Below are 25,166 nucleotides of genomic sequence, written 5' to 3' on the forward strand. Positions count from 1 at the left end.
GCAAGGCGCAGAAGGAACTGCCCCGGCACGAGGGCCGGGGCAGGGGCGTTACTTGATGCGTTGGCCTGGCTTGGCGCCGCTGTCCGGGCTCAGCAGGTAGATTTCTTCACCGCCAGGGCCGGCGGCCATGACCATGCCCTCAGACACGCCAAAGCGCATCTTCCGTGGCTTGAGGTTGGCAACCATCATGGTCAGGCGGCCTTCCAGCTTGGACGGGTCAGGGTAAGCCGACTTGATGCCGGAGAACACGTTGCGGCGCTCGTCACCGATATCCAGGGTCAGTTGCAGCAGCTTGTCGGCGCCCGCTACGGCTTCGGCCTTGACGATCAGTGCCACGCGCAGGTCAACGGCCGCAAAGGTGTCGAATTCGATTTCTGCCGACAGCGGGTCCTTGGTCAGCTCGCCGTTGCCGGCCGGGGCCTTGGCTTCGGCGGCCAGCAGGTCTTCCTTGCTTGCTGCGACCATGGCTTCGACCTTGGCCGGTTCGATGCGGCTCATCAGTGCCTTGAACGGGTTCAGCTGGTGGTTTTCCAGGCGCGACGAGTGGTCGTGCCAAGCCAGTGGGGCAACGTTGAGGAAGGCCTCGGCGTCGGCGGCCAGCACAGGCAGCACGGGCTTGAGGAAGATCACCAGCTGACGGAACAGGTTGATGCCCTGGGCGCAGATGGCCTGCACTTCATCCTGCTTGCCTTCCTGCTTGGCCAGCGACCACGGTGCCTTGTCGGCGATCCAGGCGTTGGCGCGGTCGGCCAGCGCCATGATCTCGCGCATGGCACGGCCGAAGTCGCGGCCTTCGTAGGCTTCGGCGATCGACGGGGCAGCGGCCAGGAAGGCCTCGGTCAGCTCCGGTGCGGCATCGCCGGCCACCATCACGCCCTCATTGCCTTTGTGGATGAACCCGGCGCAGCGGCTGGCGATGTTGACCACCTTGCCCACCAGGTCGGAGTTGACCTTCTGCACGAAGTCTTCCAGGTTCAGGTCCAGGTCGTCGACGCCACGGCCCAGCTTGGCCGCGTAGTAGTAACGCAGGTATTCCGGCTGCAGGTGGTCAAGGTAGGTGCGGGCCTTGATGAAGGTGCCGCGCGACTTGGACATCTTGGCGCCGTTGACGGTCAGGTAGCCGTGCACGTTGACCGCGGTCGGCTTGCGCAAGCCTGCGCCTTCGAGCATGGCGGGCCAGAACAGGGCGTGGAAGTTGACGATGTCCTTGCCGATGAAGTGGTACAGCTCGGCCTTGGAGTCTTCCTTCCAGAAGGCGTCGAAGTCCAGCTCCGGGCGGCGTGCGCAGAGGTTCTTGAAGCTGGCCATGTAGCCGATTGGCGCGTCCAGCCACACGTAGAAGTACTTGCCCGGTTCGCCCGGGATCTCGAAGCCGAAGTATGGCGCGTCGCGGGAGATATCCCATTCCTGCAGGCCGGAATCCAGCCATTCGGCCAGCTTGTTGGCCACTGCGTCCTGCAGGGTGCCGCTGCGTGTCCACTGCTGCAGCATGGCCTGGAAGTCGGGCAGCTTGAAGAAGAAGTGCTGCGAATCACGCAGTACCGGGGTGGCACCGGAAATCGCCGACTTGGGGTTCTTCAGCTCGGTGGGCGCGTAGGTGGCGCCGCATTTTTCACAGTTGTCGCCGTACTGGTCTTCGGCCGCGCATTTGGGGCAGGTGCCCTTGATGAAGCGGTCGGCCAGGAACATGCCCTTTTCCGGGTCGAAGTACTGGGTCACCGAACGGGTGGCGATGTGCCCGGCTTCACGCAGGCGCGTGTAGATCATGCTCGACAGTTCGCGGTTTTCTTCGCTGTGGGTGGAGTGGAAGTTGTCGAACTCCACCAGGAAGTCGGCGAAGTCGCCGCTGTGCTCGGCCTGGACGTTGGCGATCAGCTGTTCCGGGGTGATGCCTTCTTTTTCGGCACGCAGCATGATGGCCGAGCCGTGGGCGTCGTCGGCGCAGACGTAGATGCACTGGTTGCCGCGCATTTTCTGGAAGCGGACCCACATGTCTGTCTGGATGTACTCGAGCATATGGCCTAGATGGATTGATCCATTGGCATAGGGCAGGGCGCTGGTGACGAGAATCTGACGTGGCTCGGACATGGTGGCTCGGCTACTTATCTGGCTACGGGGTAAAAATGAGGGTGATCGGCCACTATAAAGGGCTGGCGAAGATATTTCACCCCGCATGCGCATCTGCTGACGATTGACGGGTTAGGATAGGCGCCTGTTTTACATTAAGTTTGCCAATGGGAGTCTCCATGAGTGCCGTCACCCGTGCCGCCGTCGAAGGCGTGCTTCGCCAGTACACCGACCCCTACCTGAACCAGGACCCGGTCAGCGCCGGTTGCGTGCGCGCCATCGATATCCAGGGCGGGCAGGTCAGCGTGCAGTTGCAGTTGGGCTATGCCGCCGGGCTGTTCAAGAACGGCTGGGCCCAGGTGCTGCAGACCGCCATCGGCAACCTCGAGGGCGTCAGCAGCGCCCAGGTGTCGATCGATTGCCAGGTGGCCGCGCACAAGGCCCAGGCCCAGGTGCCGGCCATGGCCAACGTCAAGAACATCATCGCCGTGGCTTCGGGCAAGGGTGGGGTGGGCAAGTCGACCACTGCGGCCAACCTGGCCTTGGCCCTGGCCCGCGAAGGCGCGCGGGTGGGTATTCTCGATGCCGATATCTACGGCCCAAGCCAGGGCGTGATGTTCGGGATCGCTGAAGGTACCCGCCCACAGATCCGTGAGCAGAAGTGGTTTGTGCCGATCAAGGCCCATGGTGTGGAGGTCATGTCCATGGCGTTTCTCACCGACGACAATACGCCGATGGTCTGGCGTGGTCCGATGGTCTCCGGTGCGCTGCTGCAGCTGGTGACCCAGACCGCCTGGGACGACCTGGATTACCTGGTGATCGACATGCCGCCGGGCACCGGCGATATCCAGCTGACGCTGGCGCAGAAAGTGCCGGTGGCCGGCTCTGTGATCGTCACCACCCCGCAGGACCTGGCGTTGCTGGATGCCAAGAAGGGCGTGGAGATGTTCCGCAAGGTCAACATCCCGGTGCTCGGCGTGGTCGAGAACATGGCCGTGCATATCTGTTCGAACTGTGGCCATGCCGAGCACCTGTTCGGCGAAGGCGGTGGTGAGAAGCTGGCGAGCCAGTATGGCGTCGACCTGCTGGCCTCGCTGCCGTTGTCGATGCTGATCCGCGAGCAGGCCGACAGCGGCAAGCCTACGGCGATTGCCGAGCCGGAAAGCCAGATTGCCATGGTCTATCAGGAACTGGCCCGCCAGGTGGGTGCACGGATCGTGCTGCAGGAAGCAGCGGCACCAGCGATGCCGAGCATTACCATCAGCGAAGACTGACCTGGCAGACCGAGTCGCTTTCTTCGCGGGTAAACCCGCTCCCACAGGTACAGCGCAGCCTTCAAATGCCGCGCGGTCCTGTGGGAGCGGGTTTACCCGCGAAGAAGGCGACTCGGTCTTTCAGTCAGGCATAAAAAAAACCCGCCAGAAGGCGGGTTTTTTTTGAAAGCCAGGAAGCGAGATCGACTTAGGCGATCTGAACTTCTTCAGCCTGCATGCCTTTCTGGCCGCGGGTAGCGACGAAAGTAACAGCCTGGCCTTCTTTCAGGGTTTTGAAGCCGTCAGCTTGGATGGCTTTGAAGTGCACGAACAGGTCGTCGCCCGACTGAGGGGTGATGAAGCCGTAGCCTTTCTCATCGTTGAACCACTTAACGGTACCGTTTTGACGGTTGGACATTTTTCTGTCTCCTTGGACAATTTGAAAACGGTCAGGAAAAACCCTGCCCGGGACTGAGCGCAAAGAGAGCAGAAAATTCAGCGATGGGCCGATCAGGATCGTGCATCAAACTAGAGATTCTCGGTGTCACGTGCAGCACAGTGGCGCCACCTTACCCCACTTTCCGCAACCTGCCAATGGTCTGAAGATGCTTTAGGCAAATTCGGATCGACGGCGGCTGCAGCCTCCGCCTGGCGCGGGATGCGGCATAGAACTTTAACCTGGGCGCCGGGACCGGTAAGATGCGGATCACGATTTTTACCACGCAACTCTTCAGGACACCCCCGCCATGAGCATCAAATCGGACAAGTGGATTCGCCGCATGGCGCAGGAACACGGCATGATCGAACCGTTCGTCGAGCGCCAGGTGCGCGGCGAACAGGACAGCCGGGTCATTTCCTTCGGTGTCTCCAGCTACGGCTACGACGTGCGCTGCGCCGACGAATTCAAGGTTTTCACCAACATCAACTCGGCCACCGTCGACCCCAAGAACTTCGACGCCGGCAGCTTCGTCGATATCAAGAGCGACGTGTGCATCATCCCGCCGAACTCCTTCGCCCTGGCCCGCACCGTCGAGTACTTCCGCATTCCGCGTGACGTGCTGACCATCTGCCTGGGCAAGAGCACCTACGCCCGTTGCGGCATCATCGTCAACGTCACCCCGCTCGAGCCCGAGTGGGAAGGCCATGTGACGCTGGAGTTCTCCAACACCACCACGCTGCCGGCGAAGATTTACGCCAACGAAGGCGTGGCACAGATGCTGTTCCTGCAGTCTGACGAAGAATGCGAAGTGTCCTACAAGGACCGTGGCGGCAAATACCAGGGCCAGCGCGGCGTTACCCTGCCACGTACCTGAGCCGACAAGCGCGGGGAATTCCCCGTGCCTTTGGCACTCCAACGCAGTAATGCCGGTGCGCACGATGTGCATCGGCCTTCGTCAGGAGCCGCCAATGAAACTCCATCCCGCAATCAGTGCCAAGCTGGCAGGCCTGCAGCCCAACCACATCGGGTTGTTGCCCTGGTCACTGCTGGCGCACCCGCTGCCGATGCAGGCGGGGGGCGTGCCCCACCAGCCTGACCCCGATACGCCACAGCCACCGGAACCGGGTGAAACGCAACCCATGGAGCCGGGTGAGCCGACGCTGCCGGACGAGCCGCCTCCCGCACCTGTAGCCTGAGCGCTGTTATAGCGCCCAGACGCGCCCTGCGCCGGCCAGGTAAACCTGGCCGGTTCCGCCTGGCTCGATTGTCCAGCCGCCGGTGAATTCTCCGAATGCCGGTAGCAGGCTGACGCCCTTGTCGATCAGGAAACATGGCAGGCGCAGGCGCTGACGGGCCTTGCCGCGCAGGACGAATGCCGGGTGTACATGGCCTGCCAGTACCGGGTGCGTCGGGTGCGGACGGGGCTCGTGCTGTAGTGCAAACGGCGCCACTATCCAGGGTTCGTCCTGCACGTCAATGCGCAGCGAGGCGGGTGGATCGCCAGCGTTGCGATCATGGTTGCCGCGTATCAGCACGATGTTGAGGTGCTCATGCCGCCCCCGCCACTCCTGCAGCCTGGCCAGCGTTGCCGGCGCCCGGGCGGTGCGCGCATGGAGAAAGTCGCCCAGAACGATGAGTTGTTCGCACTCGTGTACTGCCAGCAAGGCGTCTAGCCGGGCGAGGGTGGCTGCGGTGGTGCCGCGTGGCACCGGTTGATGCAGGGCGCGATAGCTGGCGGCCTTGCCGATGTGCAGGTCGGCAACCAGCAAGGCCCGGCGAGCAGGCCAGTAGATGGCCTTGTCGGCAAGCAGCCAAAGCGCCTGACCGCAGTGTTCGATGGGCTGATGGGTCATTCTGGCACGCCTGCCGCGCGTTCAAGCTCAGCGACCATCCGCGCAATCCGGTCCGCCAGTTTTTCGGTGCTAAGCGTCTCGCGCATGCCCTCCACCAGCAAGGCAAACGCCAACGGCCCAGGGCGCTTCAATATACGCAGGTCCAGTTGCAGGCCGCCCAACTTCAGCAACTGCCGATGCAGCCGTTCGATTTCCAGCTCCTCGCTCAGCACCTCGTCCCGGGCCTGGCCAAGCAGCAGATTCCCGGCGTCATGCTTGCGGAAAACCTCGTAGAACAGCCCACTGGATGCCTGGATCTGCCGGGTGCTCTTCTGCGCCGCCGGATACCCGCCAAACACCAGCCCGGCAATCTGGGCGATCTCGCGAAAGCGCCGCAACGCCATTTCGCCCGCATTAAGGCTGGCCAGCACATCCTCCAGCAGTTGCCCGGTTGCAAGCGCCTGCGGCAAATGCGCCGCCCAGTCCACGTTACCGGGGCTGAGCAGCTCGAACCCGTAATCGTTGACGGCAATCGACACCGACAGCGGCTGCACGCGGCTGACCCGCCAGGCGATCAGGTTGGCCAGGCCCAGGTTGGCCATGCGCCCGGCAAACGGGTACAGGAACAAGTGCCAGCCCTGGCGGGATTTGAACGTCTCGGCCAGCAGCGTGCCGGTGGTGGGCAACGCCGACCATTGGGCCTGTAGCGCCAGCAGCGGGCGCACCGCACGCATCTCGGGGCCGTCGAAGCGTTCATGGGCTGCGGCATCGAGCTGTTCGACCAACGCGTCGGCCAGTTCGCTCGAGAGCGGCATGCGCCCGCCATTCCACCGCGCCACCGCAGCCTTGCGCGCAGTGCTGCGACGCACATAGGCGGTCATGTTTTCCACGCGCACCAGTTCCAGCACGCGCCCGGCAAACACCAGCGTATCGCCAGGCCGCAGGCGGGAAATGAATGCTTCTTCGACACTGCCCAATGCCTTGCCGCCACCGCCCTTGGACCAATATTTAAGTTGCAGGTTGGCATCGCTGACAATGGTGCCGATGCTCATGCGATGGCGCCGCGCCAGGCGTTCGCTGGCCACCCGGTACAGGCCATCGGCCTGGCGTTCGACGCGCTGGTAGTCCGGGTAGGCGCTCAGTGAGCCGCCGCCGTGGCAGACGAAGTCCAGGGCCCATTGCCACTGGCTGTCGCGCAATGCGGCGAACGCCCAGGTGCTGCGCACTTCGGCCAGCAGCTGCTCGGCGTCAAAGCCACTGCCAAGGGCCATGCTGACCAGGTGTTGCACCAGCACGTCCATGCACAGCCGTGGCGAGACGCGTGCTTCGATGTGCCCGGCCGCCAGTGCCTGGCGCGCCGCTGCTGCTTCCACCAGTTCCAGGCTGTGAGTGGGCACCAGGGTTATCCGCGAACGCCGCCCCGGTGCATGGCCGGAGCGGCCGGCCCGCTGCATCAGGCGGGCAATGCCCTTGGCCGAGCCGATTTGCAGCACCCGCTCCACCGGCAGGAAGTCCACGCCCAGGTCCAGGCTGGACGTACAGACCACTGCCTTCAGGCTGCCTTGCTTGAGGCTGCGCTCGACCCAGTCTCGGGTTTCGCGCGCCAGCGAGGCATGGTGCAAGGCAATCAGCCCGGCCCAGTCGGGGCGGGCTTCAAGCAGGGCCTGGTACCAGAGTTCGGCCTGGGCACGGGTATTGGTGAACACCAGGCAGCTGGCACTGGCATCGATCTCCTGGCTGACCTGGTCGAGCATCTTCAGGCCCATGTGCCCGGCCCAGGGGAAGCGCTCGATTGCCGCCGGCAGCAGGGTATCGACCTGCAGCGCCTTGTCCTGGCGGCCCTGCACCAGCAGGCCACCTTGCGGCAGCAGTACCTCCCGCGCGTGTTGCAGGTTGCCGAGCGTGGCAGAGAGGCCCCAGGTGGGCAGGCCGGGGTGCCACTGGCGCAGGTGGGCCAGGGCCAGTTGCAGTTGTACCCCGCGCTTGTTGCCCAGCAATTCGTGCCATTCATCCACCACCACCAGGCGCAGCGTGGCGAAGTCTTCGCGGGCCTGTGCCCGGGTCAGCAGCAAGGTCAGGCTTTCGGGGGTGGTGACCAGCACGCTGGGCAGGCGCCGGGCTTGCCGGGCACGCTCGGCGCTGGGGGTGTCGCCGCTGCGCACCCCAACGCGCCAGGGCAGTTCAAGCTCATCGAGCGGCGCCTGCAAGGCACGTGCGGTGTCGGCGGCCAAGGCCCGCATGGGCGTGACCCACACCACCTGCAATGGCACAGGCTGGTTGCCCTGAGGCTGGGTTTTGAACGCGCGAAGGGCGGCGAGCCACACGGCGTAGGTCTTGCCGGCGCCGGTGCTGGCGTGCAGCAGGCCAGACTCACCACGCTCGACGGCTGCCCAGACGCGTCGCTGGAACGCGAACGGCTTCCACCCTCGTTTGGCGAACCAGGCATTGGCAAGGTCGGTGGCGGCGGGCATGAGGCAGTGGTCCGTCGAAGGGTGTGCTTCTACAGACCACCCACCAGGGGCAATGGTTTTACCGAATCAGTTGCCCAGCAGATAGCCGCTGCGGCACACCTGCTCGCCGGCCACGTGGGCGATGACCATGCCAGCGGTTGCCATGCGCCGCACGCTGCGGGCGTACAACAGGCCCGGCTGGCTGTTACGCACCGCGGTCACCCGGTCGCTGAGCGGGTCGATGATTTCTGCGATCAACTGGCCGGCTTCCAGGTGCTGCCCGGGTTTGGCGTGATACACCAGCAAACCGCCCAGTGGCGTCGACACCGGTTCCACAGCGGCCAGCGGCGTGGCGGGGCTGAGCAAGGCCGGCAAGGAAGGGCTGGCGCCCTCGATAACCCCTGCATGGGTCAGGAAGTCGATTATCGCCTGGCAATCCTTGCTGGCCAGGTCATGGCAGACATCCGCCTGGCCGCGCAGCTCGACGGTCACCGAGCAGCAGCCCAGCGGGATCGGGAAGCGCTTGCCGAAGCGTTGCTGCAACTGCCACCAGACCAGGCTGAAGCATTCGTCGAACGACTGCCCGCCCGAGTCGGTGGCCAGCAGGCTGGCCTGGGCGCCCAGGTAGCGGGCCAGCGGTTCGATCTGTGGCCAGGCGTCTGGTGTGGTGTACAGGTGCTCGACCGCCTCGAAATCGCAGTGCAGGTCCAGCACCAGGTCGGCGTCGCAGGCCAGGCGCTGCAGGATCAGGCGCTGGGCCTGCAGGGGCGTGCGGGCCGGGTGTGCGTCCAGCCCACGGCGCAGGTATTCGCGGATAAGTGCGATGTTGTGGGCCGGGTCCTGGGTCAGGTGCTTTTCGATCTGGTCGCCGATGCTGTCCGACAGGTCGACGAAATTGCGGTTGAAGTTCTCGCCGCTTTGCAGTTCGAAGCGCCCCAGTGGCGCATCCAGCAGCACTTGCTCCAGGCCGACCGGGTTGGCCACCGGTACCAGGATGATTTCGCGCTGCAGGCGGCCTTGTTGTTCAAGCTCCGCCAGGCGGCGCTTGAGGTGCCAGGCCACCAGCATGCCCGGTAGCTCGTCGGCGTGCAGCGAGGCCTGTATATAGACCTTGCCACCACCGCGGGGGCCGAAGTGAAAACTGTGCAGTTGGCGGATAATGCCCGGAACGGGTGAAAGCAGGTCGTGTGTTGAATGGTGCATGGTGGTCCTGGATGCGTGGCGAATACGGTCTGCGACACGGGTCGGCTCAAAGATAGAAGCATAGTTTTTGGCCTTGCGCCTCAACCGATTAGGCAAGAGCACCGCGCTGGCTTCTTCGCGGGTAAACCCGCTCCCACAAGTACAGCGCTACCCTTGGCTTTATCGCTGTCCCTGTGGGAGCGGGTTTACCCGCGAAGAAGACAGCGCGGCCTCAAGCTTTTGTCAGGTCAGCAACGCCTGCAACGTAGCCAGGTCATCCGCCTCTTCCACCGGTTTGTCCAGCCGCCAGCGCAGCATGCGCGGAAAGCGCACGGCGATGCCGCTCTTGTGGCGCTTCGATAATGCGATGCCCTCGAAGCCCAGCTCGAACACCAGCGTCGGCGTCACGCTGCGCACCGGGCCGAAGGTTTCCACCGTGGTCTTGCGGATAATGGCGTCGACCTTGCGCATTTCTTCGTCACTCAGGCCGGAGTAGGCCTTGGCAAAAGGCACCAGTGCGCGCCCCGGGGTGCCGGCCGGTGCGTCCCACACGGCGAAGGTGTAGTCGCTGTACAGGCTGGCCCGCCGGCCGTGGCCGCGCTGGGCGTAGATCAGCACGGCATCGACGCTGAACGGGTCGATTTTCCACTTCCACCAGGTGCCCATGTCCTTGGTGCGCCCCACGCCGTACAGGGCTTCACGCTGCTTGAGCATCAGGCCCTCGACACCCAGGCTGCGGGATTGCTCGCGCTGGCGGGCGAGGTCGGCCCAGTCCGGGCCTTCAAGCAGGGGCGACAGCAGCACCGGGGCCAGTGGGTGGTCTTCCACCAACCGTTCCAGCTGGCGGCGGCGCTCGTGTTGCGGCCGGTTGCGCCAGTCCTCGCCTTGCCACTCCAGCAGGTCGTAGGCTTGCAGTACCACCGGTGCATCGCTCAGCAGCTTCTTGCCCAGCGTCTTGCGCCCGATGCGCTGCTGTAACAAGGCAAAAGGCTGTACGGCCAGCTCCGCTGGGGTATCGCCTGGCTTCCATACCAGTATTTCACCATCCAGCACGACGCCATCGGGCAACGTCTGTGCCAGGCTGTGCAGCTCGGGGAAGCGGTCGGTAACCAGCTCTTCGCCACGCGACCAGACCCACAGTTGGCCTTCGCGCTTGACCACCTGGGCGCGAATACCGTCCCATTTCCACTCGATCTGCCAAGCGCTTGGCGGCCCGAGCAGTGTGTCGAACTGTTCGGTTGGCGCTTGCAGCGGGTGCGCCAGAAAGAACGGGTAGGGCTGGCCGCCGCGCTGGCGGTGTTCATCGGCCGACTCGGCGGCGATCAGCATCTGGTAGCTGGCCGCCGTGGGGCGATGGCTGATATCGGTGTAGCCCACCATCCGCTGGGCGACGCGTTTGGCGTCCAGGCCGGCCAGTTGCGCCAGGGCGCGGGTGACCAGCAGCTTGGACACGCCCACGCGAAAACTGCCGGTGATCAGCTTCAGGCACAGCATCAGGCTGGGGCGGTCCAGCTGTGCCCAGAGCGGCTGCAGGCGCTGCTGAATTTGCTCAGGCGGCAGTCCGCGCAGCGGCAGCAAATGCTGTTCTACCCAGGTGGCAAGGCCTTCATCGCTGCCAACGGCGTGTACGGGCACCAACAGCGAAATGGTTTCGGCCAGGTCACCGACTGCCTGGTAGCTTTCTTCGAAGAGCCAGTCCGGCAACCCGGCCTGTGCCGTTGCCTGTTCGCGCAACACGCGCGTGGGCACCAGCTGGCGCGGGCGCCCGCCGGCCAGAAAGTACACGGCCCAGGCCGCATCCTCGGCGGGGGCGCTGGCGAAATAGTCGCGCAGGGCCTCAAGCTTGGCGTTGCTGGACGTGGTCGCATCCAGGCGCAGGTACAACGTGGCGAAGGTTTTCATGGTGTGGGTTCGGTAGGGGCAACGTCGTCCTCGTCGCCGTATTCGGTGACGAAGCCGCGGGCATCAAGGCCTTGTTCGTTGAGGTAGCGCACCAGCACGTTGACCGAGCCGTGGGTGACCATCACCCGTTCGGCGCCGGTCTGGCCGATTGCCCACAGCAGGCCGGGCCAGTCGGCATGGTCCGAGAGCACGAAGCCCCGGTCCACGCCGCGCCGCCGGCGGGTGCCGCGCAACAGCATCCAGCCACTGGCGAAGGCGTCGCTGTACTCGCCGAAGCGGCGCATCCAGCTACTGCCACCGGCCGAGGGGGGGGCCAGGACCAGCGCCTGGCGCAGCAACGGGTCGTTGCGCGGGATATCGCCGGCATAGCGGGTTTCCGGCAGGTGTATGCCGGCGTCCCGGTACACTCGGTTGAGGGGCTCGACGGCGCCATGCACGAGAATCGGGCCGATGCTGGGGTCCAGCCCATGCAGAATCCGCTGGGCCTTGCCGAAGGCATAGCAGAACAGCACGCTGGCCTTGCCCTGTTCGCTGTTGGCCCGCCACCAGGCATTGATGCCGGCGAAGATCTCGCCCTGGCTGGGCCAGCGGTAGATTGGCAGGCCGAAGGTCGATTCGGTGATGAAGGTGTGGCACGGCACCGGTTCGAAGGGTGTGCAGGTGCCATCGGGCTCTACCTTGTAGTCACCGGAGGCGACCCAGACTTCACCTTGATACTCCAGGCGCACCTGCGCCGAGCCCAGCACATGCCCGGCCGGGTGCAGGCTCAGGGTCACGCCATGGTGTAACAGGCGCTCGCCGTAGGGCAGGGTCTGCAAATTGATGGCCTGGCCCAGGCGGCTGCGCAGGATGCCGGCGCCGGGGCTGGCGGTCAGGTAATGGCCATTGCCTGTACGTGCGTGGTCACCGTGGCCATGGGTGATCACGGCGCGGTCTACCGGCCGCCAAGGGTCGATATAGAAATCACCGGGCGGGCAGTAGAGGCCTTCGGGGCGGGCGATGACGAGGTCCATGGCATGGGCGCCGGTTTGGAGTTACCAGTTAGGAGCCATGCTGGAGAAAGGAAGTTCGACTGGAAATGGCTGGGGCCGCTTCGCACCCCATCGCCGGCAAGCCAGCACCCACAGGGATCGTGCAAGCTTGTAGAGGTATGAGGCCGACGCGGGCAGAGTGGGAGCTGGCTTGCCGGCGATGGGCTGCAAAGCAGCCCTAAGACTGGCGGTGCCGTTTATTTGCCGGGCACCAACGTAAGCCGCTGGCTGCCATACGCTTTGCCAAAGTTCTGCGGTTGCAGCGGCAGGCTCATGAAGCGCCCTTTGAACCAGGCATCCAGCCCGTCACTGTGGTGTGCGCTGGCCGGGTTGCCGGACTGCCCGCTGCTGGTCAGCACCTGCAACGGTTCGGCCTGGCCGAAGTCGACGATCATCCGCGCCGAGGCCGGCAGGCGGGTGTCGAAGTCGCTGCCCCAGGCGTACGGCGTGAGGGCCAGGGTCGTGAAGTCGCCGCCTGCGGCCAGCGGCGAACGGCGGCTGGCATCGCCCAGGCCATGGTAGGCCGGTGCCGGCCAGCGGTACTGGTGCAGCTTGCCCCACTGCCAGGCGCGGCGGTCGGCACCCAGTTGCGTGGTGCCGGCATCCACTGCGCCCGCCAGGCTGCGGGCGAGGATGGTGGGTTTGTCTTCTTTCTGCGGGGTGCTGCGGTCATCCCAGAACGGGCTGTCGTCGCGGCCCAGCAGGTGATCGGCCTGCGCCGAGAATGACAAGCGCGCATTGCTGACGAACGCCTGCCACGCCGGGCCGGACTCCGGGCCAAGGTCGTCGAGGAACGTTTGCCGTGCAACTTCCTGGAGGAACAGCTCGTACAGCGCTGCATCAGCCGACACCGGGCTCAGGCGGCCGTCGAAAGCCTTGAGCCTGGCCAACGCGTCTTTGGCTTTGTCGCGCTGTGCAGCGGGCAGGGCATCGATCGCCTGGTTCAGTGGCTGGGCCATGCCAGGGGCATCGAACATCTGCTTGAGTTTGGCGGCCAGCAGGGTCACCTGGTCGTTCTGCAGGGCCATCAGGCTGCGGCTGTCGTGGCGGCCATTGCCGGCCAGCTGGGCCAGGCGTTCAGCGCGTTCCGGGTAGTACCAGGTGCTGGACAACTGCATGCCATAGCCACGCGGCAGGCTGCGCTGGTTGGCGTGGCCGATCCAGCCGGCGGGCGGGTCCTGGTCGTAGGGGTGCAGCATCGGGTCGGCATAGCCGTCCCAGTCATAGCGCCCGTCCCAGCCCGGCGAGGGCAGCAGGCCCTGGCCTTCGCGGCGGTTGGGGTAACGGCCGCTTACCTGCCAGCCAATATGGTCGGGCTCGGCGAAGACGAAGTTGAGGGCAGCAGCGGTCACTTCACGTGTGCTGTCGAAGGCGCGCTCCACGTTCTTGGCCCGGGTCAGGTCAAACAGTGCATCCAGACTACGGTCGGCCTTGAACTGCGGCAGGTTCAGCGCCAGGCCCAGGCTGGCGTTGTCGGGTTGGGCCAGCAAGGTGCCGTGGCGGGTGTCGTACATCACCTCGCGCAGCGGGCGCTGGCCCCGGACGAAGAAGGTTTCGCTACGGGCGCGGGCCGGCAGCCATTTGCCATCGGCCAGGTAGCTCAGCTGGCTGCCCTGGCGACGCAGTTGCTCCAGGTACAGGTCCTGGTTGTCGGCCATCACTGCGCTGCTGCTCCAGGCCAGCTTGCCGTTGTAGCCAGCCAGCACGATCGGCAGGCCGGGCAACGACAGGCCGGCAACCTGGTACTTGCCCGTGTGGATTTGTACCGGGCTCAGGGCCCAGGCGGCGCGGCTGTCGCTGGCCAGCAGGCTCTTGCCACTGCGGCTGCGCTGAGGGCCCAGGGCCAGGTTGGCCGAGCCCGGGCTGCCGAGCAGGTCAAGGTCGGCCAGTTTCTGGCTGGCGGCCGCCAGCGCTGGCAGGCCCGGCAACTGGCTGGCCAGGTTCAGGCCCTTGAGCTTGTCCACTTCGGTTTCGGCCAACGGCTCGTCCGGGGCACCGGGCAGCAACCAGGCCAGCTTGTCGCTGCCGGCTTTCTGCGCCAGGGTCAGGGCGCTCAGTTCTTCCTGCAGGTTAACCGACTGGCTGAACGCGTACAGGCAGAAGATCAGCGCCGAGTCTTCGGGCTTCCAGTATTCAGGGCGATAGCCGCTGTTGGCCAGGTCAGCCGGCAGCTTGTCGCGGTAGCGGAACAGGTAGGCGTTGACCCCGCGTGCATACACTTCGAAGAAGCGCTTGAGCCGTGGCGATGCGTCGGCGTATTGCTGGGCGGCGCTCTGCTTGAGGTTGGCAGCGCGCATCAGGCGGTCGATGTCCAGCGCGTCGCTGCCGGCCAGTTCGGCCAGGCGGCCCTGGGCGAGCAGGCGCATGGCGACCATCTGTTCGATACGGTCGCCCGCGTGCACGTAGCCCAGGCTGAACAGCGCATCATGGAAGCTGCTGCTTTCGATCAGCGGCGCGCCCATGGCGTTGCGGCGTACCGAGACGTTCTGCGCCAGGCCTTTGAGCGGCTGCACGCCGCTGGTCGGTGGCACGCTGTCCTGGTGGCCGCCCGTCTGGCAGCCGGCCAGCCCGAGCATGCCGAGCAGCGTGGCGGCGGTTGCAAACCGCAGGCGGAAGGGAGGAAAGGCGGGGGCGGCCATGACAAGGGCTCCTGCAAGGCGAGGCGGGTTTCGAAAGGCGCTAAGGTAGTAAGCGCGCAGGCGCCGTGCAAGGTCCTGTGTCGGTTTATTTGCCTGCGCGGGCTCAAACGTTGAAGTGGTCAGCCAGCGTGTCGGAAAAATGCGTGCAATTGATACGCGCATAGCGTCGGTAGTCACGGGTGACCGCGAACGCAGACCCGGGCATCAGCAGGATCTTGTGCTGCTCCAGTTTGCGCACCAGTGGTTGCAGGTCGGGCAGGTCCGGGTGGTATACCCAGAGGAACATGCCCCCTTGCGGCGCGATGTCGAACTGCCAGCCGCGGTCGAGCAACAGGCGTTGGGTCTGGACTTGCTGCCTGATCAGGCGCTGCTGCACATCCTTCATGTGCCGGGCATAGGTACCGTCCGACAATATGGTGTTGACGAAGCGCTCGCAAAACGCAGGTACGGCCACGCAGGTCAGCAGTTTCAGGCGTGTCAGCGGTTCTATCAGGTCTTGCGAGCAGGCGATGAAGCCCACGCGCAAGGAGGCGGACAGGCATTTGGAAAAACTGCCGATGTAGATGACCCGGTCAAGGTTGTCCAGCTCGGCGAAGGTCTGGCGCACGGCAGGGCTGAAGTCGCCATACACATCATCCTCGACCACGTAGAACTCGTGCTCCACCGCCAGGCGCAGCACGCTGAAGGCGTTGTGCGGGCTGATGTTGCTGCCGGTCGGGTTGTGGAAGGTGCTGTTGCAGAAGAACGCTCTGACTTTGTGGATGGCCAGGTAGCTTCTCATTTCTTCCACGTCCGGCCCGTCCTGGGTCCGCCGGATACCGACGACGTGCCCGCCAGCCAGCTGGATCAGCTTGATCAGGTTGCCGTTGCCCGGTTCGTCGACGAACACGTGGTCACCGGGCTTGATCAGCAACCGGGCAACCAGGTCCAGGCCCTGCGTGGCGCCCAGCGTGGTCAGCAACTGGTTGGGGCGGGCTTCGACACGGGTCAGGCGTTTCATGTGCACGCACAGCTGTTTGCGCATGGGCAGGTAACCCTGGATGTCGCCGTACTCTGCCAGCGAGCTTTGCTCCAGCCGCGCCGTGCGCCGAATCGCCTTGGCCAGCAGCTCGGTGTCGCGCCACGCCGGTGGCAGCCAGCCGCTGCCCAGTTTGGTGTAGTGCTGGCCGCCCTGCAGCAGCCGGAACAGCGGATCGCCGGCCATGCACTCGGGTTCGTGGATCACGCTCGTCTGCCGGCTGCGGTTTGCGACGAAATAGCCGCGGCCGGGCGAGGCCGTCAACACACCTTCGCTGACCAGCTGGGCATAGGCCGAGACCACGTCGTGGTAGCTGAAATCGACGGCGGCCGTGAGTTTGCGAATGGAGGGCATCCGTTGCCCTGGCGACCACTCGCCTGCATCCAGGCGCTGTTTCAACAGGTGATGAAGGCTGGCAGGGTTCATGGCAGGTCCGAAACCGTTAGAAAAAAAAGCCTAACAGTTAACGGAAATGCTTGTCGACTGTTCGTTTGCAAATGGCCAGTACCTGCCACTATCCCCTTGTCGGAACTTTCGGCTGCCAGCAAAGGCGGCACTTTTAGCGTCTGTGCAGACCAGACAACTGGATATCAAGCCCATGCATACTATGGACATGCAATCAGCCGTCATTGCCAGGCTCCCTTTGCCTGACGAACTGGCGTCATTCAAAGTAGTAAAGAATCTTGTGACCTCGGCGTTATTGGAATGCTGTTCAATTGACGAGTTCGAGGCGCTGAAAGAAACACTTATTATTGAAAGTGTTTCCGAGCAGGCCCATGCCGACTTGCAGGCCTTTGCCCAGAAAGATCCAGCGGCTGGCCGCGACCTGGTATTTATTGCAAGAACGTACACCTCGTATTCTGCGGTTCTGCATTATCGGCTTGCCCACTGGGTCTACACCAATACGGCTTCTACCTATGGCGCAGGCGGCCAATGCCTGGCCGCCATGATCTCCAGGCGCGGGAAAATGCTCTCGGGGGCGGAGATTCATTTCCGCAGCCGAATCGGTGCGCGCTTCATCATCGATCACGGCATGGGCACGGTCATTGGTGAAACATCGACCATTGGTGACGACTGCTACGTGCTTGGCGGCGTCACCCTGGGCGCCCGCGGTATCAGTGACAACCCTTCGAGCCCCAGGCACCCGACCCTGGGCAACCGGGTACAGGTCGGCGCTTTCGCCAGCGTGCTGGGCGCTATCCATGTGGGCGACGGCGCCTTCATCGGGCCGGGCTGCATTATTACCAAAGACGTCCCTGCCGCTGCCCGGGTACAGGTAAAAACATCATTGCAGGTGGTACTGGAACCATGAACTCTCTGAATTATGAAGTGTTGCGCAATACCGAGAAACTTTATTACAAAGACCAATACCTGGCGGGCGCAAATACTCAAGTAACGCGGGTGCACAGTGACGGTATCGAATTGCAGAGTACGGTGGCCTATCCCGAAGGTGGCGGCCAGGAAGCTGATTTCGGCACGATTGAACTACCGATCGGCACTGTGCGCTTTGTCTGGGTTAAAAAACTCTACGGTAGCCCTATTCGCCTGGAAGGTTTCAAAGGCGGAAAACTGGGCGGCATCATTATTCATAGCCTGCACCCTGATGACTTGCACTTGCTGGATGAAGTCACCGTTGGCATGCCGGCCCGCGTCACGATTGATACTGAACGGCGCGAACGGTTGACGCTGTCTCACAGTGCCAGCCATTTCCTGTATGCCGCCGCCATCAGCCTGCGTGAAGAACTGAAACAGTGGACCATCGGCTGCCATATCAAGGAAGACTCGGCGCGTTTCGACTTTCTGGTCGAAGACGCATTCACTGCCGAAGACGTGGTGGAGATAGAACGGCGTGCAAATGAGCTGATCGCCTGCGATGCGCCCATCGAACACTACGCGGTGCAGGGCCTGGAAGACGCGCGCCTGTGGACCTACAACGGCATCGAAATCCCGTGTGGCGGCACACACCTTGAGTCGCCCCGGCGTATCGGGCGCATGTCCGTGCGCCGCAAACGCCTGGGCAAGGGCAAAGAGCGGCTGATCTGCGTGTTCCCCGATGCCGAAATCGATGTGTCCACCTATCACGAGCCTGCGCTATGAACACCACACTCCCGCGGCGTACCTACCTGTACTTCACCGCACAGTCGATCAACCTGACCACCGCGGTCATGTCCGTGACCATGGCCGCCATCGTCGGGGCCGCATTGGCGCCGGCTGCTGCGTGGTCCACCGTGCCCTACGGGTTCCAGTTTCTCTGCCTGATGCTCGCAACGTACCCGGTGTCGCGGTTGATGAGCCGTATCGGTCGCAAGAAAGCCTTCATGCTGGGGGCGATCCCCTTGGCGGCTTCGGGTGTCAGCGGTTATCTGGCAGTGGAGTACCAGCACTTCCAACTGCTGGTACTGAGCCATTCGGCGTTGGGCGTTTATATCGCCTTCGCCAACTTCAACCGCTTCGCGGCTACTGACAACCTGGCCCAGGGCCTCAAGCCCAAAGCCCTTTCACTGGTTGTGGCGGGGGGCGTGATTGCAGCGGTGGTGGGGCCGACACTGACCGAGTGGCTCAGGGATGTGGGCGGGTACCCGTTGTTTTCGCTGTGTTATGCCTCGTTCGTTGGCCTGGCGCTGATGTCGCTGTTGATTGCCGTTTGCCTGCCTGACGATGCCGGCATCGCCAAGACCAGTCAGCAAGCGGAAAAAGCGGCCACTCCTCGTGCCGAACCGCTCAGCCCATCGGTGAAAGTTGCCATGGCGGTTGCGGCGCTGAGCTACGGGATCATGAACCTGCTCATGATTCAGGCATCGATGCACATGAAACACATGCATGAGGACTTCTCTGACGTGCGCCTGGCCATCCAGTGGCATGTGGTAGCCATGTTTGCACCCTCATTTTTCACCGGCGCAATCATCCAGAAGCTGGGCATCAAGACCACCATCTGTGCCGGGCTGGCGCTGTTGATCGGTTGCTCGGCGCTGAATATCTGGTCGCACAGCTACGCCATGATGACCCTGGCACTGATTGCCCTCGGGCTGGGCTGGAACCTGACCTATGTCGGCGGCGGCGCATTGCTGGCCCAGTCGCTGCAGAACAGCCCTGCAGCGATGCAGATGCAGGGCAAGAACGATTTGGCCATTGCCATTTTGGCAACCGTCGGCGCATTCAGCCCTTCGCTGTTGCTGAGTACGGTTGGCTGGGATGGCACCAATGCCATCTGCATGGCCCTGTGCATCGGTTTGCTCTTCGCCACTGTCGGCCTGCTGCAGAACAAGGCCTGTCTGCACACTTCAATGGAAGGTAGCCGCAAATGAGCGAGCTCATCAGCGTCAGCGAACGCATCTACACCAAACTTGAAATGAACAACCCAGGCGGCAGCCACAAATACCGGGCAGCCCGGCACATCGTCGAGCATGCCCTGCGCAACGGCGACATCATCCCGGGGGTGACCACGGTCATTGAAAAAACCGGCGGCAGTTTCGGTTTCGGTTTGCTGGCGGCCTGTCACAAGTACCAGGTTGCCGTGGAACTGGCAGTAGGGCTTGGCTTCAGCCAGACCAAACGGGATTTGCTGGAGTGTTTTGGGGCCAAGCTGATCGGCAAGGAAATGCTGGTGGCCGGTGCCACCCCCAAGGATGTCGTGATGCATCACCTGGAGAACCAGGCCGCACTGGGCAAGTCCTATTTCTACACCGATCAATTCAACAACCCGGTGGGCATTGAGGCCCATCGTTACCAGACGGCCAGCGAACTTGCCGTGCAATTGACCAACGTCGGGGCCGGGCGGGAAATCCTGTTTGTCGGCTGCGCCGGCACTGGCGCAAGTTTTACAGGTATCACCTTGGGGCTGAAGGACCACGGTTTCGACGTTTCGACGGTGTTGGTCGACCCCAGCGGTTGTGATTCAAGGGCGGGCGTGTTCACGGATCATCGCTTCGAAGGCATGGCAGTGGGTGTTTGCCCACCCTTCATGGACTGGTCGCTGGTGGACGAACGGGCCCAGGTGCACCACGCCGAAATGCTGGCTGCACAGCGCTGGTTCTACATGCAGAGTGGCATTTTCGTGGGGAATACCGCCGCAGCCTGCCTCGCCGTTGCCCAGCGCATGGCACAGCACCCGCGCTATGCCGCAACCACCCTGGTCACCATCGCCTATGACGCCGGCCTCTGGTACCAGGACTTGCTGGGGGCGACCCGGCGAAAGGCCGCCTAGGCGAGCGCCCACAGCAGGTGTCTGATCAGCTCAGGCGCCGTGGCACTTCTTGAACTTCTTCTCGCTACCGCAAGGGCATGGGTCGTTACGGCCAACGTCCTTCAGGGCGTTGCGTACCGGCTCCTGGTGGCCGTGGTTGCAGTGCGGGCCGTGTACATGGCCATGATCGTGGTGGTGGTCATGATCATGATCGTGGTTGCAGTCAGGGCCATGAACGTGGGGTTGTTGGGACATTGCAGGGTTACTCCGGGATGTGATCACCGGGGATTATCTCACCACTGCGCGATAAGTGCAGGTCTCGATGGATGAGCAACCCGGTCGCCAGTTCGCCCTGCAGGGTGTAATGCAACGGTTGCTTGCTTTTGAGCAGCTTGGCCAATGGCTTGAGGTGCTGCCACAGGTTGGTTCGCGCGGTGATCTTGAAGGTGCGCCGGGCGTGCCCGCCCACGCTGCGCCAAACGCTGGTTTCATCCTGCACCAGCAGCAGGTCGTTGAGGCGTATTGCATACGACAGGTTGCGGATGAACAGGCGGCTGTCGTTGGGGTTGTCGACCCGCACATGCAGTACGAACTCCTGCTCCAGCAACCTGGCCTTGACCGTTTCGACCTCGACCAGGTGCACTTCGGGTTCGCGCCAGTCGTCACCCCCCCAACTGGCACAGCCCGTCAGCCATGCCATCAGCGTACCGAGCAGCAGCAGACGGGCATGGGCGGTCATATCAGCTCCCTACGTAACTGGCGCAGCATTTCTTGAATTTCTGCCCGCTGGCGCAGGGGCAGGGGTCGTTGCGCCCGGCCTTCAAGCCGACCGTAGGGTCGATGAAGTACCAGCGCCCGGCATGCTGGACGAACGCCGAACGTTCGCGGTGCTGGTGATCGCCATCCTGGTCGTGCCAGCGTGCGGTGAAGGTGACAAACCCGTGCTCTGGCTGGCCGCCCAGCACTTCGGCGCCTTCCACCTCCAGGCCCAGCCAGGTGCTTTGGGCGCTCCAGGCCGCCATGGCGGCCTGGTCCAGGTCGGCTTGCTGGGCCGGCAGGGTGGTGGCCACCAGGTAATCGACCAGGCCCAGCACGTAAGCGCTGTAGCGTGAGCGCATCAGTGCCTGGGCATCCGGTGCCGGGGTACCGGCATGGTAATGCCCGCAGCAGGCGTCGAGCAGGTTGCCACTGCCACAAGGGCAGACCGAGACACTCATCATCACCACCAATACTTGCCGAAGTTTTCAGGGTTGGCCCAGAACCTGGCGTTGAGCCAGTCCGGGACCTGCTTGTAGTCATGTAGATCATAGGTGAACAGGCTCAAAACCTGCTGGTCACGGCAGAATTTCTCGCTGGCCGACAGCGCCAGGGCAAAGAAGTCGGTGTCTTGCCAGCCGCAGGCGGCCAGGTCGGCCAGCACCGCTACCCGGCTGGCATTGAGGTTGCGAATGCCGCCGAGCAGTTCCAGGCCGGTGCGCTTGGGCAGGTGTTCCAGGCAGTCCACCAGCACCGCCAGGTCAAAACGTTGAGCCGCCAGTTCGGCGGGCAGCGGGCCCGGGGCAGCGGTGGCGATCGTCACCTGGGGGTGCGCCTGGGCGAAGGCGTCCAGCGCTGGAAAGCGCGTGCCGACCAGCAGCAGGCGCTGCGGGGTGAAGCGTTCGAGCAGGGCCGCGAGGGCTTGCTGCGGGGTGCGTTGGGAAAAACCGTCGGTCATTGCCAATCCTCGTTCAAGTCGTCCAAGACTAGCGGGCTGCGGCGTGCGGGCAAAGAGGCATGTGACCACGTCGTGGCTTATTGCTGGCAGGGTTGGAATGCGCGGTCTTTACTCCCAGAGATCGGCCTTATGCCGATTCCCCCTAGGAGAAGCAATGAAATGAGCATAGTACGCACAGCGTTACCCCTGGTACTGCTCACCAGTGTGTTGACTGGTTGTGCAGGTTTGCAAAAAACCGACTGGCCGAAGTGTGCCGCCGTCGGGGGTGTAGGCGGCGCCGCCTTGGGCGCTATTGAAAGTTCCAGCTGGGCTGGCTGGGGTGCGTTGCTGGGCGGTGGCCTGGCGGCGGGCTATTGCTGGGCCCATGGTGATGGTGACGAGGATGGTGACGGCGTGCCGGACAGCCGTGACAAGTGCCCGGGCACCCCGCGTGGTGTACAGGTCGATGCCAACGGATGCCCGCCTGAGCCGGTAGCAGTGGTTGAGGAAGTGGTGGTGCAGAAGGAAGAAGTCATCGTCATCCGCGACGTGCACTTCGAGTTCGACTCTGCGCGCCTGACCGCCGCTGACAAAGAGCGCCTCAATACCATTTCCACGCGTCTGAAGCAGGAAGCGCCATCCGCTCGCCTGAGCGTCAGCGGCCATACCGACAGCGTTGGCTCCGACAGCTACAACCAGAAACTGTCCGAGCGCCGCGCCCACTCGGTGACCGATTACCTGGTCGAGAGCGGCGTACCGCGCAGCAGCTTCGTTTCGGTGGTGGGTGCCGGTGAAACCCAGCCGGTGGCGGACAATGCCACGGCCGAAGGGCGTGCCATGAACCGCCGTACCGAAATCAAGATCCAGCGGTAAACGGTGTGCGCCCGTGCCTTGAGCAGTGGCGCGGGCGCGTCTTCATGCCGGTCTGCCGTTCGTGGCCAATGACACAGGAGCATTGCGCATGAGTGTGACGTCGAAGGCGGCATTGCCGCTGTTGGTGGCTGCCAGCCTGCTCGCGGGTTGTGCAACCCACAGCGATGGTAGCGCGCCGCTCAACCAAAGGACCTGGCCCATCTGCAGCCTGCTGGGCGGCCTGGTCGGTGGCGGCCTGGGCGCTATTGAGAGTTCCACCTGGGCCGCAGGTGGCGGTGCCCTGGGCGCCATCGCCGGTGGGCTGATCTGTTACGCCCAGGATGGTGACGAAGATGGCGACGGTATTTTCGACCGCCGCGATCATTGCCCCGATACCCCTGCCAACACCGCAGTCGACCACATGGGTTGCCCGCTGAAAGAGTACCCGGCAGCGGCGCCTGCCACTGCACCTGAGCCCTCGCCAGAGGTCATCATCCTCGATGACAACGGTGCGGTGATGTTTGCCTTCGATTCTGCCGACCTGACCCCGGCGGCGCAGCAACGGCTGCAAGGCCTGGTGGCCAAACTCGACTCGCCGACGATAGCGAAGGTGAGCGTGATCGGGCACACCGACAACGTGGGTTCCGACAGCTACAACCAGGCGCTTTCCGAGCGCCGTGCCAGCAGCGTTGCCGAGTACCTGATCAGTCAGGGCCTGGAGCCGGGCAAGGTCACCAGCCAAGGCCGCGGGAAAAGCCAGCCGATCACCGATAACGAAAGCGAGGAGGGCCGCGCGCGCAACCGACGGGTGGAGCTGCACCTGAACTGAGCGGTGCTGGCGCCTGCCTTGGCATTGCAGTTAATGTTGGTCGCACGGCCCGCTCGAACGGGCCGTCTCGACATAACAACATTCTATAGGGGCGGGGTATGAAGTTCATCCTGGGCCTGGGCAAGGTCCTGACGGTCGCTTTCTGGGGGGTGGTGCTGTTCAATCAGCTGATGCCACAACCTGTGCCTTTCAATCTGCTGATCAATGCCGCTGGCATCGTCCTGTTCGGCTTGCACCTGCTCGAAGTGCTGTTCTTCAATGGCAGCCTGCGTGGGCGCAGCCACCGCTGGTTCGACCGTTTGCAGATCCTGCTGACTGGAATCTTCCATGTCATGTCCATTCCCCGTGCGCAGGAGGCGCCGCGAAATGCGTAATCTGATGTTGCTGGCCATGTTGGCCGCTCCTCTGGCCCAGGCTGAAAGCCTGGAGGTCGCCGCCAATTCCATGCTGCGCCTGCCCGACAAGTCGGCCAGTGTGCACTTCACGCACCTGCGTGTCGCGGATGCGGCAACCCTGCTGCTGCCTGCCTCGCTTGCGCAATTGACGGTCGATCAGCTGGAACTGGGGCGTGATGCGCGCATCGCCATCGCACCCTCCGATAGCCCCCTGGTGATCGAGGCGCGTAGCGCGAAGTTGGGTGAGGGCAGTGAATTCAGTGCCCCCGGGGCGGCGGGCAGTTATCAGCGGGCAGCCCGCCCGGGCCGCAGCCTGGACCTGAAACTGGCTGAAGTGGATGCCGAACGGGTGGCGATCGATGCCCGCGGTGGCGCGGGCGCACCGGGTTATGTGGGGCTCGATGGTGGCAACGGCCAGGCGGGTGGCTGCACCTGGGGGCAGGCCAGCCGTGGTGCCAATGGCGATGACGGCGGCAACGGGCACGATGGGGCGCCGGGTGGGCGCATTCGCCTGAGCGTGCCGCAGGGCTTCCCGCAAGAGCGTGTTGTCGTGCGCCTGGATGGCGGCGCCCCAGGCAAGCCCGGGGCGGCTGGCAAGGCCGGTAAAGGTGGGGCTAGCAAGGGTTGCCTGGTCTACAGCACCGATGCTGGCGCGAATGGCCGGCCAGGGCAGCCGGGGCAGCCCGGCATGGCAGGCGCCGCAGGTGAGCTGATCCTGCAGCACCTCTGAGCAGTGGGGGAGCTGAGATTACCTGTGTAGGAGCAGCCTTGTGCTGCGAAGAGGCCGGTAAGAAAAAAGCCTTTTTTGGCAGTTATGGCCTCTTCGCAGCACAAGGCTGCTCCTACAGGGACCGCACAAGCCTTCAGGCATATAGAGGTCAGAACATCAGCCGCGAACTGGCCACTGCTACCACGGCCAGGCCCAGCAGCAGGTTGACCCCCACCATCCGCCGAATCCGCCCCAGCACCGCCGCACCCGCCGGCCAGTCCTCGGCCTGCACCGCCGTCTTCAACTCCGGCAGCAGCAACGCCTGGATGCGCATGAACAAGGCAAACATGACGATGCCCCCACCGATCATTACCTGCACATACTTCGGCGCAGTGTCCAAGCCGTTGAAACGCATGTGCAACATGCCGATACCACTTATCGCCAAGATCGCCACCGCCAGCCAGACCCAGCCGAAGAAGCGTCGGAAAACTTCCACCCACAGCCGCAGCCGCGCAGGCCCTTCCAGGGCCGCAACCGTTGCCGGGCGCAGCACCAGCCAGGCGAAGAACATGCCGCCAACCCATACCAGGGCAGCCAGAACATGCAGTGTGTAGGGCAGGGCAAAGGCGAGCATCCGGATCTCCATGCGGCATAAAGGGCAATAGCGGGGTATGATAGCCGCCCATGCGAAA

The 25,166-nt window shown here is 63.8% G+C and carries 25 protein-coding genes; 11 read left to right on the forward strand and 14 right to left on the reverse strand.

Annotated features, from left to right (window positions below; all coding sequences use genetic code 11):
* Window positions 1-48 precede the first annotated feature (48 nt).
* Window positions 49-2,088 carry a methionine--tRNA ligase gene (gene metG / locus ABOC32_RS09045; RefSeq protein WP_426810795.1) on the reverse strand — a complete coding sequence of 680 codons (2,040 nt, stop codon included), beginning with the start codon at window positions 2,086-2,088 and terminating at the stop codon, window positions 49-51.
* 158 nt (window positions 2,089-2,246) lie between these two features.
* Between metG and apbC the strand changes: the two genes are divergently transcribed.
* Window positions 2,247-3,341, forward strand: coding sequence for an iron-sulfur cluster carrier protein ApbC (gene apbC, locus ABOC32_RS09050; RefSeq protein WP_234229619.1), 1,095 nt, complete (start codon window positions 2,247-2,249; stop codon window positions 3,339-3,341).
* Between the two features lie 187 nt (window positions 3,342-3,528).
* On the opposite strand, the gene ABOC32_RS09055 is transcribed toward apbC, so the two are convergent.
* Entirely contained in the window at window positions 3,529-3,738 is a 210-nt protein-coding gene (locus ABOC32_RS09055; RefSeq protein WP_012273869.1) for a cold-shock protein, read from the reverse strand.
* Window positions 3,739-4,066: 328 nt separating this feature from the next.
* Here ABOC32_RS09055 and dcd point away from each other — a divergent pair, with 328 nt between their 5' ends.
* Both dcd and ABOC32_RS09065 read left to right on the forward strand, forming a co-directional pair.
* Window positions 4,067-4,633 (forward strand): dCTP deaminase, encoded by a 567-nt coding sequence (dcd, locus tag ABOC32_RS09060; protein ID WP_003258001.1) that lies wholly within the window; start codon window positions 4,067-4,069, stop codon window positions 4,631-4,633.
* 94 nt (window positions 4,634-4,727) lie between these two features.
* Window positions 4,728-4,955, forward strand: a complete 228-nt coding sequence (locus ABOC32_RS09065) for a hypothetical protein (RefSeq protein WP_016498226.1) — start codon at window positions 4,728-4,730, stop codon at window positions 4,953-4,955.
* Window positions 4,956-4,961: 6 nt separating this feature from the next.
* Here the strand turns inward: ABOC32_RS09065 and pdeM are convergent, their stop codons facing one another.
* The 7 genes from pdeM to ABOC32_RS09100 form a co-directional block, all read right to left on the reverse strand.
* On the reverse strand, window positions 4,962-5,612 hold the full coding sequence (pdeM, locus tag ABOC32_RS09070) for a ligase-associated DNA damage response endonuclease PdeM (RefSeq protein WP_426810796.1): 651 nt from the start codon (window positions 5,610-5,612) through the stop codon (window positions 4,962-4,964).
* Window positions 5,609-8,062: a ligase-associated DNA damage response DEXH box helicase gene (locus ABOC32_RS09075; RefSeq protein ID WP_426810797.1), complete on the reverse strand. Its 2,454-nt coding sequence runs from the start codon at window positions 8,060-8,062 to the stop codon at window positions 5,609-5,611. The genes pdeM and ABOC32_RS09075 overlap by 4 nt, the downstream gene beginning before the upstream one ends.
* A gap of 66 nt (window positions 8,063-8,128) precedes the next feature.
* Window positions 8,129-9,244, reverse strand: coding sequence for a succinylglutamate desuccinylase/aspartoacylase family protein (locus ABOC32_RS09080; RefSeq protein WP_426810798.1), 1,116 nt, complete (start codon window positions 9,242-9,244; stop codon window positions 8,129-8,131).
* 222 nt (window positions 9,245-9,466) lie between these two features.
* The gene (locus ABOC32_RS09085) at window positions 9,467-11,125 is read right to left on the reverse strand and encodes an ATP-dependent DNA ligase (protein ID WP_426810799.1); all 1,659 of its coding nucleotides are present in this window, start codon (window positions 11,123-11,125) and stop codon (window positions 9,467-9,469) included.
* Window positions 11,122-12,138 carry a ligase-associated DNA damage response exonuclease gene (locus tag ABOC32_RS09090; RefSeq protein ID WP_426810800.1) on the reverse strand — a complete coding sequence of 339 codons (1,017 nt, stop codon included), beginning with the start codon at window positions 12,136-12,138 and terminating at the stop codon, window positions 11,122-11,124. The genes ABOC32_RS09085 and ABOC32_RS09090 overlap by 4 nt, the downstream gene beginning before the upstream one ends.
* Before the next feature lie 215 nt (window positions 12,139-12,353).
* Window positions 12,354-14,795, reverse strand: coding sequence for a penicillin acylase family protein (locus tag ABOC32_RS09095; protein ID WP_426810801.1), 2,442 nt, complete (start codon window positions 14,793-14,795; stop codon window positions 12,354-12,356).
* Between the two features lie 103 nt (window positions 14,796-14,898).
* Window positions 14,899-16,239, reverse strand: a complete 1,341-nt coding sequence (locus ABOC32_RS09100) for a PLP-dependent aminotransferase family protein (protein ID WP_426810802.1) — start codon at window positions 16,237-16,239, stop codon at window positions 14,899-14,901.
* A 172-nt stretch (window positions 16,240-16,411) separates the two neighbouring features.
* Here ABOC32_RS09100 and ABOC32_RS09105 point away from each other — a divergent pair, with 172 nt between their 5' ends.
* The 4 genes from ABOC32_RS09105 to ABOC32_RS09120 are packed head-to-tail and all read left to right on the forward strand — an operon-like array spanning window position 16,412 to window position 20,017.
* Complete coding sequence (locus ABOC32_RS09105) at window positions 16,412-17,125, forward strand: serine O-acetyltransferase (RefSeq protein ID WP_426810803.1); 714 nt, start codon at window positions 16,412-16,414, stop codon at window positions 17,123-17,125.
* Window positions 17,122-17,910, forward strand: a complete 789-nt coding sequence (locus ABOC32_RS09110) for an alanyl-tRNA editing protein (protein WP_426810804.1) — start codon at window positions 17,122-17,124, stop codon at window positions 17,908-17,910. The genes ABOC32_RS09105 and ABOC32_RS09110 overlap by 4 nt, the downstream gene beginning before the upstream one ends.
* The gene (locus ABOC32_RS09115) at window positions 17,907-19,118 is read left to right on the forward strand and encodes an MFS transporter (protein WP_426810805.1); all 1,212 of its coding nucleotides are present in this window, start codon (window positions 17,907-17,909) and stop codon (window positions 19,116-19,118) included. The genes ABOC32_RS09110 and ABOC32_RS09115 overlap by 4 nt, the downstream gene beginning before the upstream one ends.
* Complete coding sequence (locus tag ABOC32_RS09120; RefSeq protein ID WP_426810806.1) at window positions 19,115-20,017, forward strand: pyridoxal-phosphate dependent enzyme; 903 nt, start codon at window positions 19,115-19,117, stop codon at window positions 20,015-20,017. Before ABOC32_RS09115 ends, ABOC32_RS09120 begins: the two co-directional genes overlap by 4 nt.
* Before the next feature lie 30 nt (window positions 20,018-20,047).
* Here ABOC32_RS09120 and ABOC32_RS09125 read toward each other — a convergent pair whose 3' ends face one another.
* From ABOC32_RS09125 to ABOC32_RS09140, 4 genes are read right to left on the reverse strand one after another with little or no spacing between them, the layout of a single operon-like run.
* Window positions 20,048-20,251 (reverse strand): SEC-C metal-binding domain-containing protein, encoded by a 204-nt coding sequence (locus ABOC32_RS09125; protein WP_019471879.1) that lies wholly within the window; start codon window positions 20,249-20,251, stop codon window positions 20,048-20,050.
* A gap of 7 nt (window positions 20,252-20,258) precedes the next feature.
* On the reverse strand, window positions 20,259-20,735 hold the full coding sequence (locus ABOC32_RS09130) for an LEA type 2 family protein (protein ID WP_426810807.1): 477 nt from the start codon (window positions 20,733-20,735) through the stop codon (window positions 20,259-20,261).
* A 1-nt stretch (window position 20,736) separates the two neighbouring features.
* The gene (locus tag ABOC32_RS09135) at window positions 20,737-21,213 is read right to left on the reverse strand and encodes a YchJ family protein (protein WP_132846864.1); all 477 of its coding nucleotides are present in this window, start codon (window positions 21,211-21,213) and stop codon (window positions 20,737-20,739) included.
* A gap of 2 nt (window positions 21,214-21,215) precedes the next feature.
* Complete coding sequence (locus tag ABOC32_RS09140) at window positions 21,216-21,710, reverse strand: DUF6231 family protein (RefSeq protein WP_012273855.1); 495 nt, start codon at window positions 21,708-21,710, stop codon at window positions 21,216-21,218.
* A 159-nt stretch (window positions 21,711-21,869) separates the two neighbouring features.
* On the opposite strand from ABOC32_RS09140, the gene ABOC32_RS09145 reads away from it, so the two are divergent.
* The 4 genes from ABOC32_RS09145 (at window position 21,870) to ABOC32_RS09160 (ending at window position 24,495) form a co-directional block, all read left to right on the forward strand.
* Complete coding sequence (locus tag ABOC32_RS09145; protein WP_043197549.1) at window positions 21,870-22,562, forward strand: OmpA family protein; 693 nt, start codon at window positions 21,870-21,872, stop codon at window positions 22,560-22,562.
* Window positions 22,563-22,650: 88 nt separating this feature from the next.
* A complete protein-coding gene (locus tag ABOC32_RS09150) occupies window positions 22,651-23,370 on the forward strand; it encodes an OmpA family protein (protein ID WP_426810808.1) in 720 nt (239 codons plus the stop codon).
* A 98-nt stretch (window positions 23,371-23,468) separates the two neighbouring features.
* On the forward strand, window positions 23,469-23,744 hold the full coding sequence (locus ABOC32_RS09155) for a DUF1145 domain-containing protein (RefSeq protein ID WP_043197545.1): 276 nt from the start codon (window positions 23,469-23,471) through the stop codon (window positions 23,742-23,744).
* Complete coding sequence (locus ABOC32_RS09160; RefSeq protein WP_426810809.1) at window positions 23,737-24,495, forward strand: collagen-like protein; 759 nt, start codon at window positions 23,737-23,739, stop codon at window positions 24,493-24,495. Before ABOC32_RS09155 ends, ABOC32_RS09160 begins: the two co-directional genes overlap by 8 nt.
* Window positions 24,496-24,643: 148 nt before the next feature.
* On the opposite strand, the gene ABOC32_RS09165 is transcribed toward ABOC32_RS09160, so the two are convergent.
* Window positions 24,644-25,108, reverse strand: coding sequence for a CopD family protein (locus ABOC32_RS09165; protein ID WP_426810810.1), 465 nt, complete (start codon window positions 25,106-25,108; stop codon window positions 24,644-24,646).
* Between the last annotated feature and the right edge of the window lie 58 nt (window positions 25,109-25,166).

It is taken from the genome of Pseudomonas sp. WOUb67 (assembly GCF_050058005.1).
GTDB lineage: Bacteria > Pseudomonadota > Gammaproteobacteria > Pseudomonadales > Pseudomonadaceae > Aquipseudomonas > Aquipseudomonas putida_R.

Coding starts and splice junctions, on each gene's coding strand:
- metG (WP_426810795.1), bottom strand. CDS start 2,088: ATGTCCGAGCCACGTCAGATTCTCGTCACCAGCGCCCTGCCCTATGCC.
- apbC (WP_234229619.1), top strand. CDS start 2,247: ATGAGTGCCGTCACCCGTGCCGCCGTCGAAGGCGTGCTTCGCCAGTAC.
- ABOC32_RS09055 (WP_012273869.1), bottom strand. CDS start 3,738: ATGTCCAACCGTCAAAACGGTACCGTTAAGTGGTTCAACGATGAGAAA.
- dcd (WP_003258001.1), top strand. CDS start 4,067: ATGAGCATCAAATCGGACAAGTGGATTCGCCGCATGGCGCAGGAACAC.
- ABOC32_RS09065 (WP_016498226.1), top strand. CDS start 4,728: ATGAAACTCCATCCCGCAATCAGTGCCAAGCTGGCAGGCCTGCAGCCC.
- pdeM (WP_426810796.1), bottom strand. CDS start 5,612: ATGACCCATCAGCCCATCGAACACTGCGGTCAGGCGCTTTGGCTGCTT.
- ABOC32_RS09075 (WP_426810797.1), bottom strand. CDS start 8,062: ATGCCCGCCGCCACCGACCTTGCCAATGCCTGGTTCGCCAAACGAGGG.
- ABOC32_RS09080 (WP_426810798.1), bottom strand. CDS start 9,244: ATGCACCATTCAACACACGACCTGCTTTCACCCGTTCCGGGCATTATC.
- ABOC32_RS09085 (WP_426810799.1), bottom strand. CDS start 11,125: ATGAAAACCTTCGCCACGTTGTACCTGCGCCTGGATGCGACCACGTCC.
- ABOC32_RS09090 (WP_426810800.1), bottom strand. CDS start 12,138: ATGGACCTCGTCATCGCCCGCCCCGAAGGCCTCTACTGCCCGCCCGGT.
- ABOC32_RS09095 (WP_426810801.1), bottom strand. CDS start 14,795: ATGGCCGCCCCCGCCTTTCCTCCCTTCCGCCTGCGGTTTGCAACCGCC.
- ABOC32_RS09100 (WP_426810802.1), bottom strand. CDS start 16,239: ATGAACCCTGCCAGCCTTCATCACCTGTTGAAACAGCGCCTGGATGCA.
- ABOC32_RS09105 (WP_426810803.1), top strand. CDS start 16,412: ATGCATACTATGGACATGCAATCAGCCGTCATTGCCAGGCTCCCTTTG.
- ABOC32_RS09110 (WP_426810804.1), top strand. CDS start 17,122: ATGAACTCTCTGAATTATGAAGTGTTGCGCAATACCGAGAAACTTTAT.
- ABOC32_RS09115 (WP_426810805.1), top strand. CDS start 17,907: ATGAACACCACACTCCCGCGGCGTACCTACCTGTACTTCACCGCACAG.
- ABOC32_RS09120 (WP_426810806.1), top strand. CDS start 19,115: ATGAGCGAGCTCATCAGCGTCAGCGAACGCATCTACACCAAACTTGAA.
- ABOC32_RS09125 (WP_019471879.1), bottom strand. CDS start 20,251: ATGTCCCAACAACCCCACGTTCATGGCCCTGACTGCAACCACGATCAT.
- ABOC32_RS09130 (WP_426810807.1), bottom strand. CDS start 20,735: ATGACCGCCCATGCCCGTCTGCTGCTGCTCGGTACGCTGATGGCATGG.
- ABOC32_RS09135 (WP_132846864.1), bottom strand. CDS start 21,213: ATGAGTGTCTCGGTCTGCCCTTGTGGCAGTGGCAACCTGCTCGACGCC.
- ABOC32_RS09140 (WP_012273855.1), bottom strand. CDS start 21,710: ATGACCGACGGTTTTTCCCAACGCACCCCGCAGCAAGCCCTCGCGGCC.
- ABOC32_RS09145 (WP_043197549.1), top strand. CDS start 21,870: ATGAGCATAGTACGCACAGCGTTACCCCTGGTACTGCTCACCAGTGTG.
- ABOC32_RS09150 (WP_426810808.1), top strand. CDS start 22,651: ATGAGTGTGACGTCGAAGGCGGCATTGCCGCTGTTGGTGGCTGCCAGC.
- ABOC32_RS09155 (WP_043197545.1), top strand. CDS start 23,469: ATGAAGTTCATCCTGGGCCTGGGCAAGGTCCTGACGGTCGCTTTCTGG.
- ABOC32_RS09160 (WP_426810809.1), top strand. CDS start 23,737: ATGCGTAATCTGATGTTGCTGGCCATGTTGGCCGCTCCTCTGGCCCAG.
- ABOC32_RS09165 (WP_426810810.1), bottom strand. CDS start 25,108: ATGCTCGCCTTTGCCCTGCCCTACACACTGCATGTTCTGGCTGCCCTG.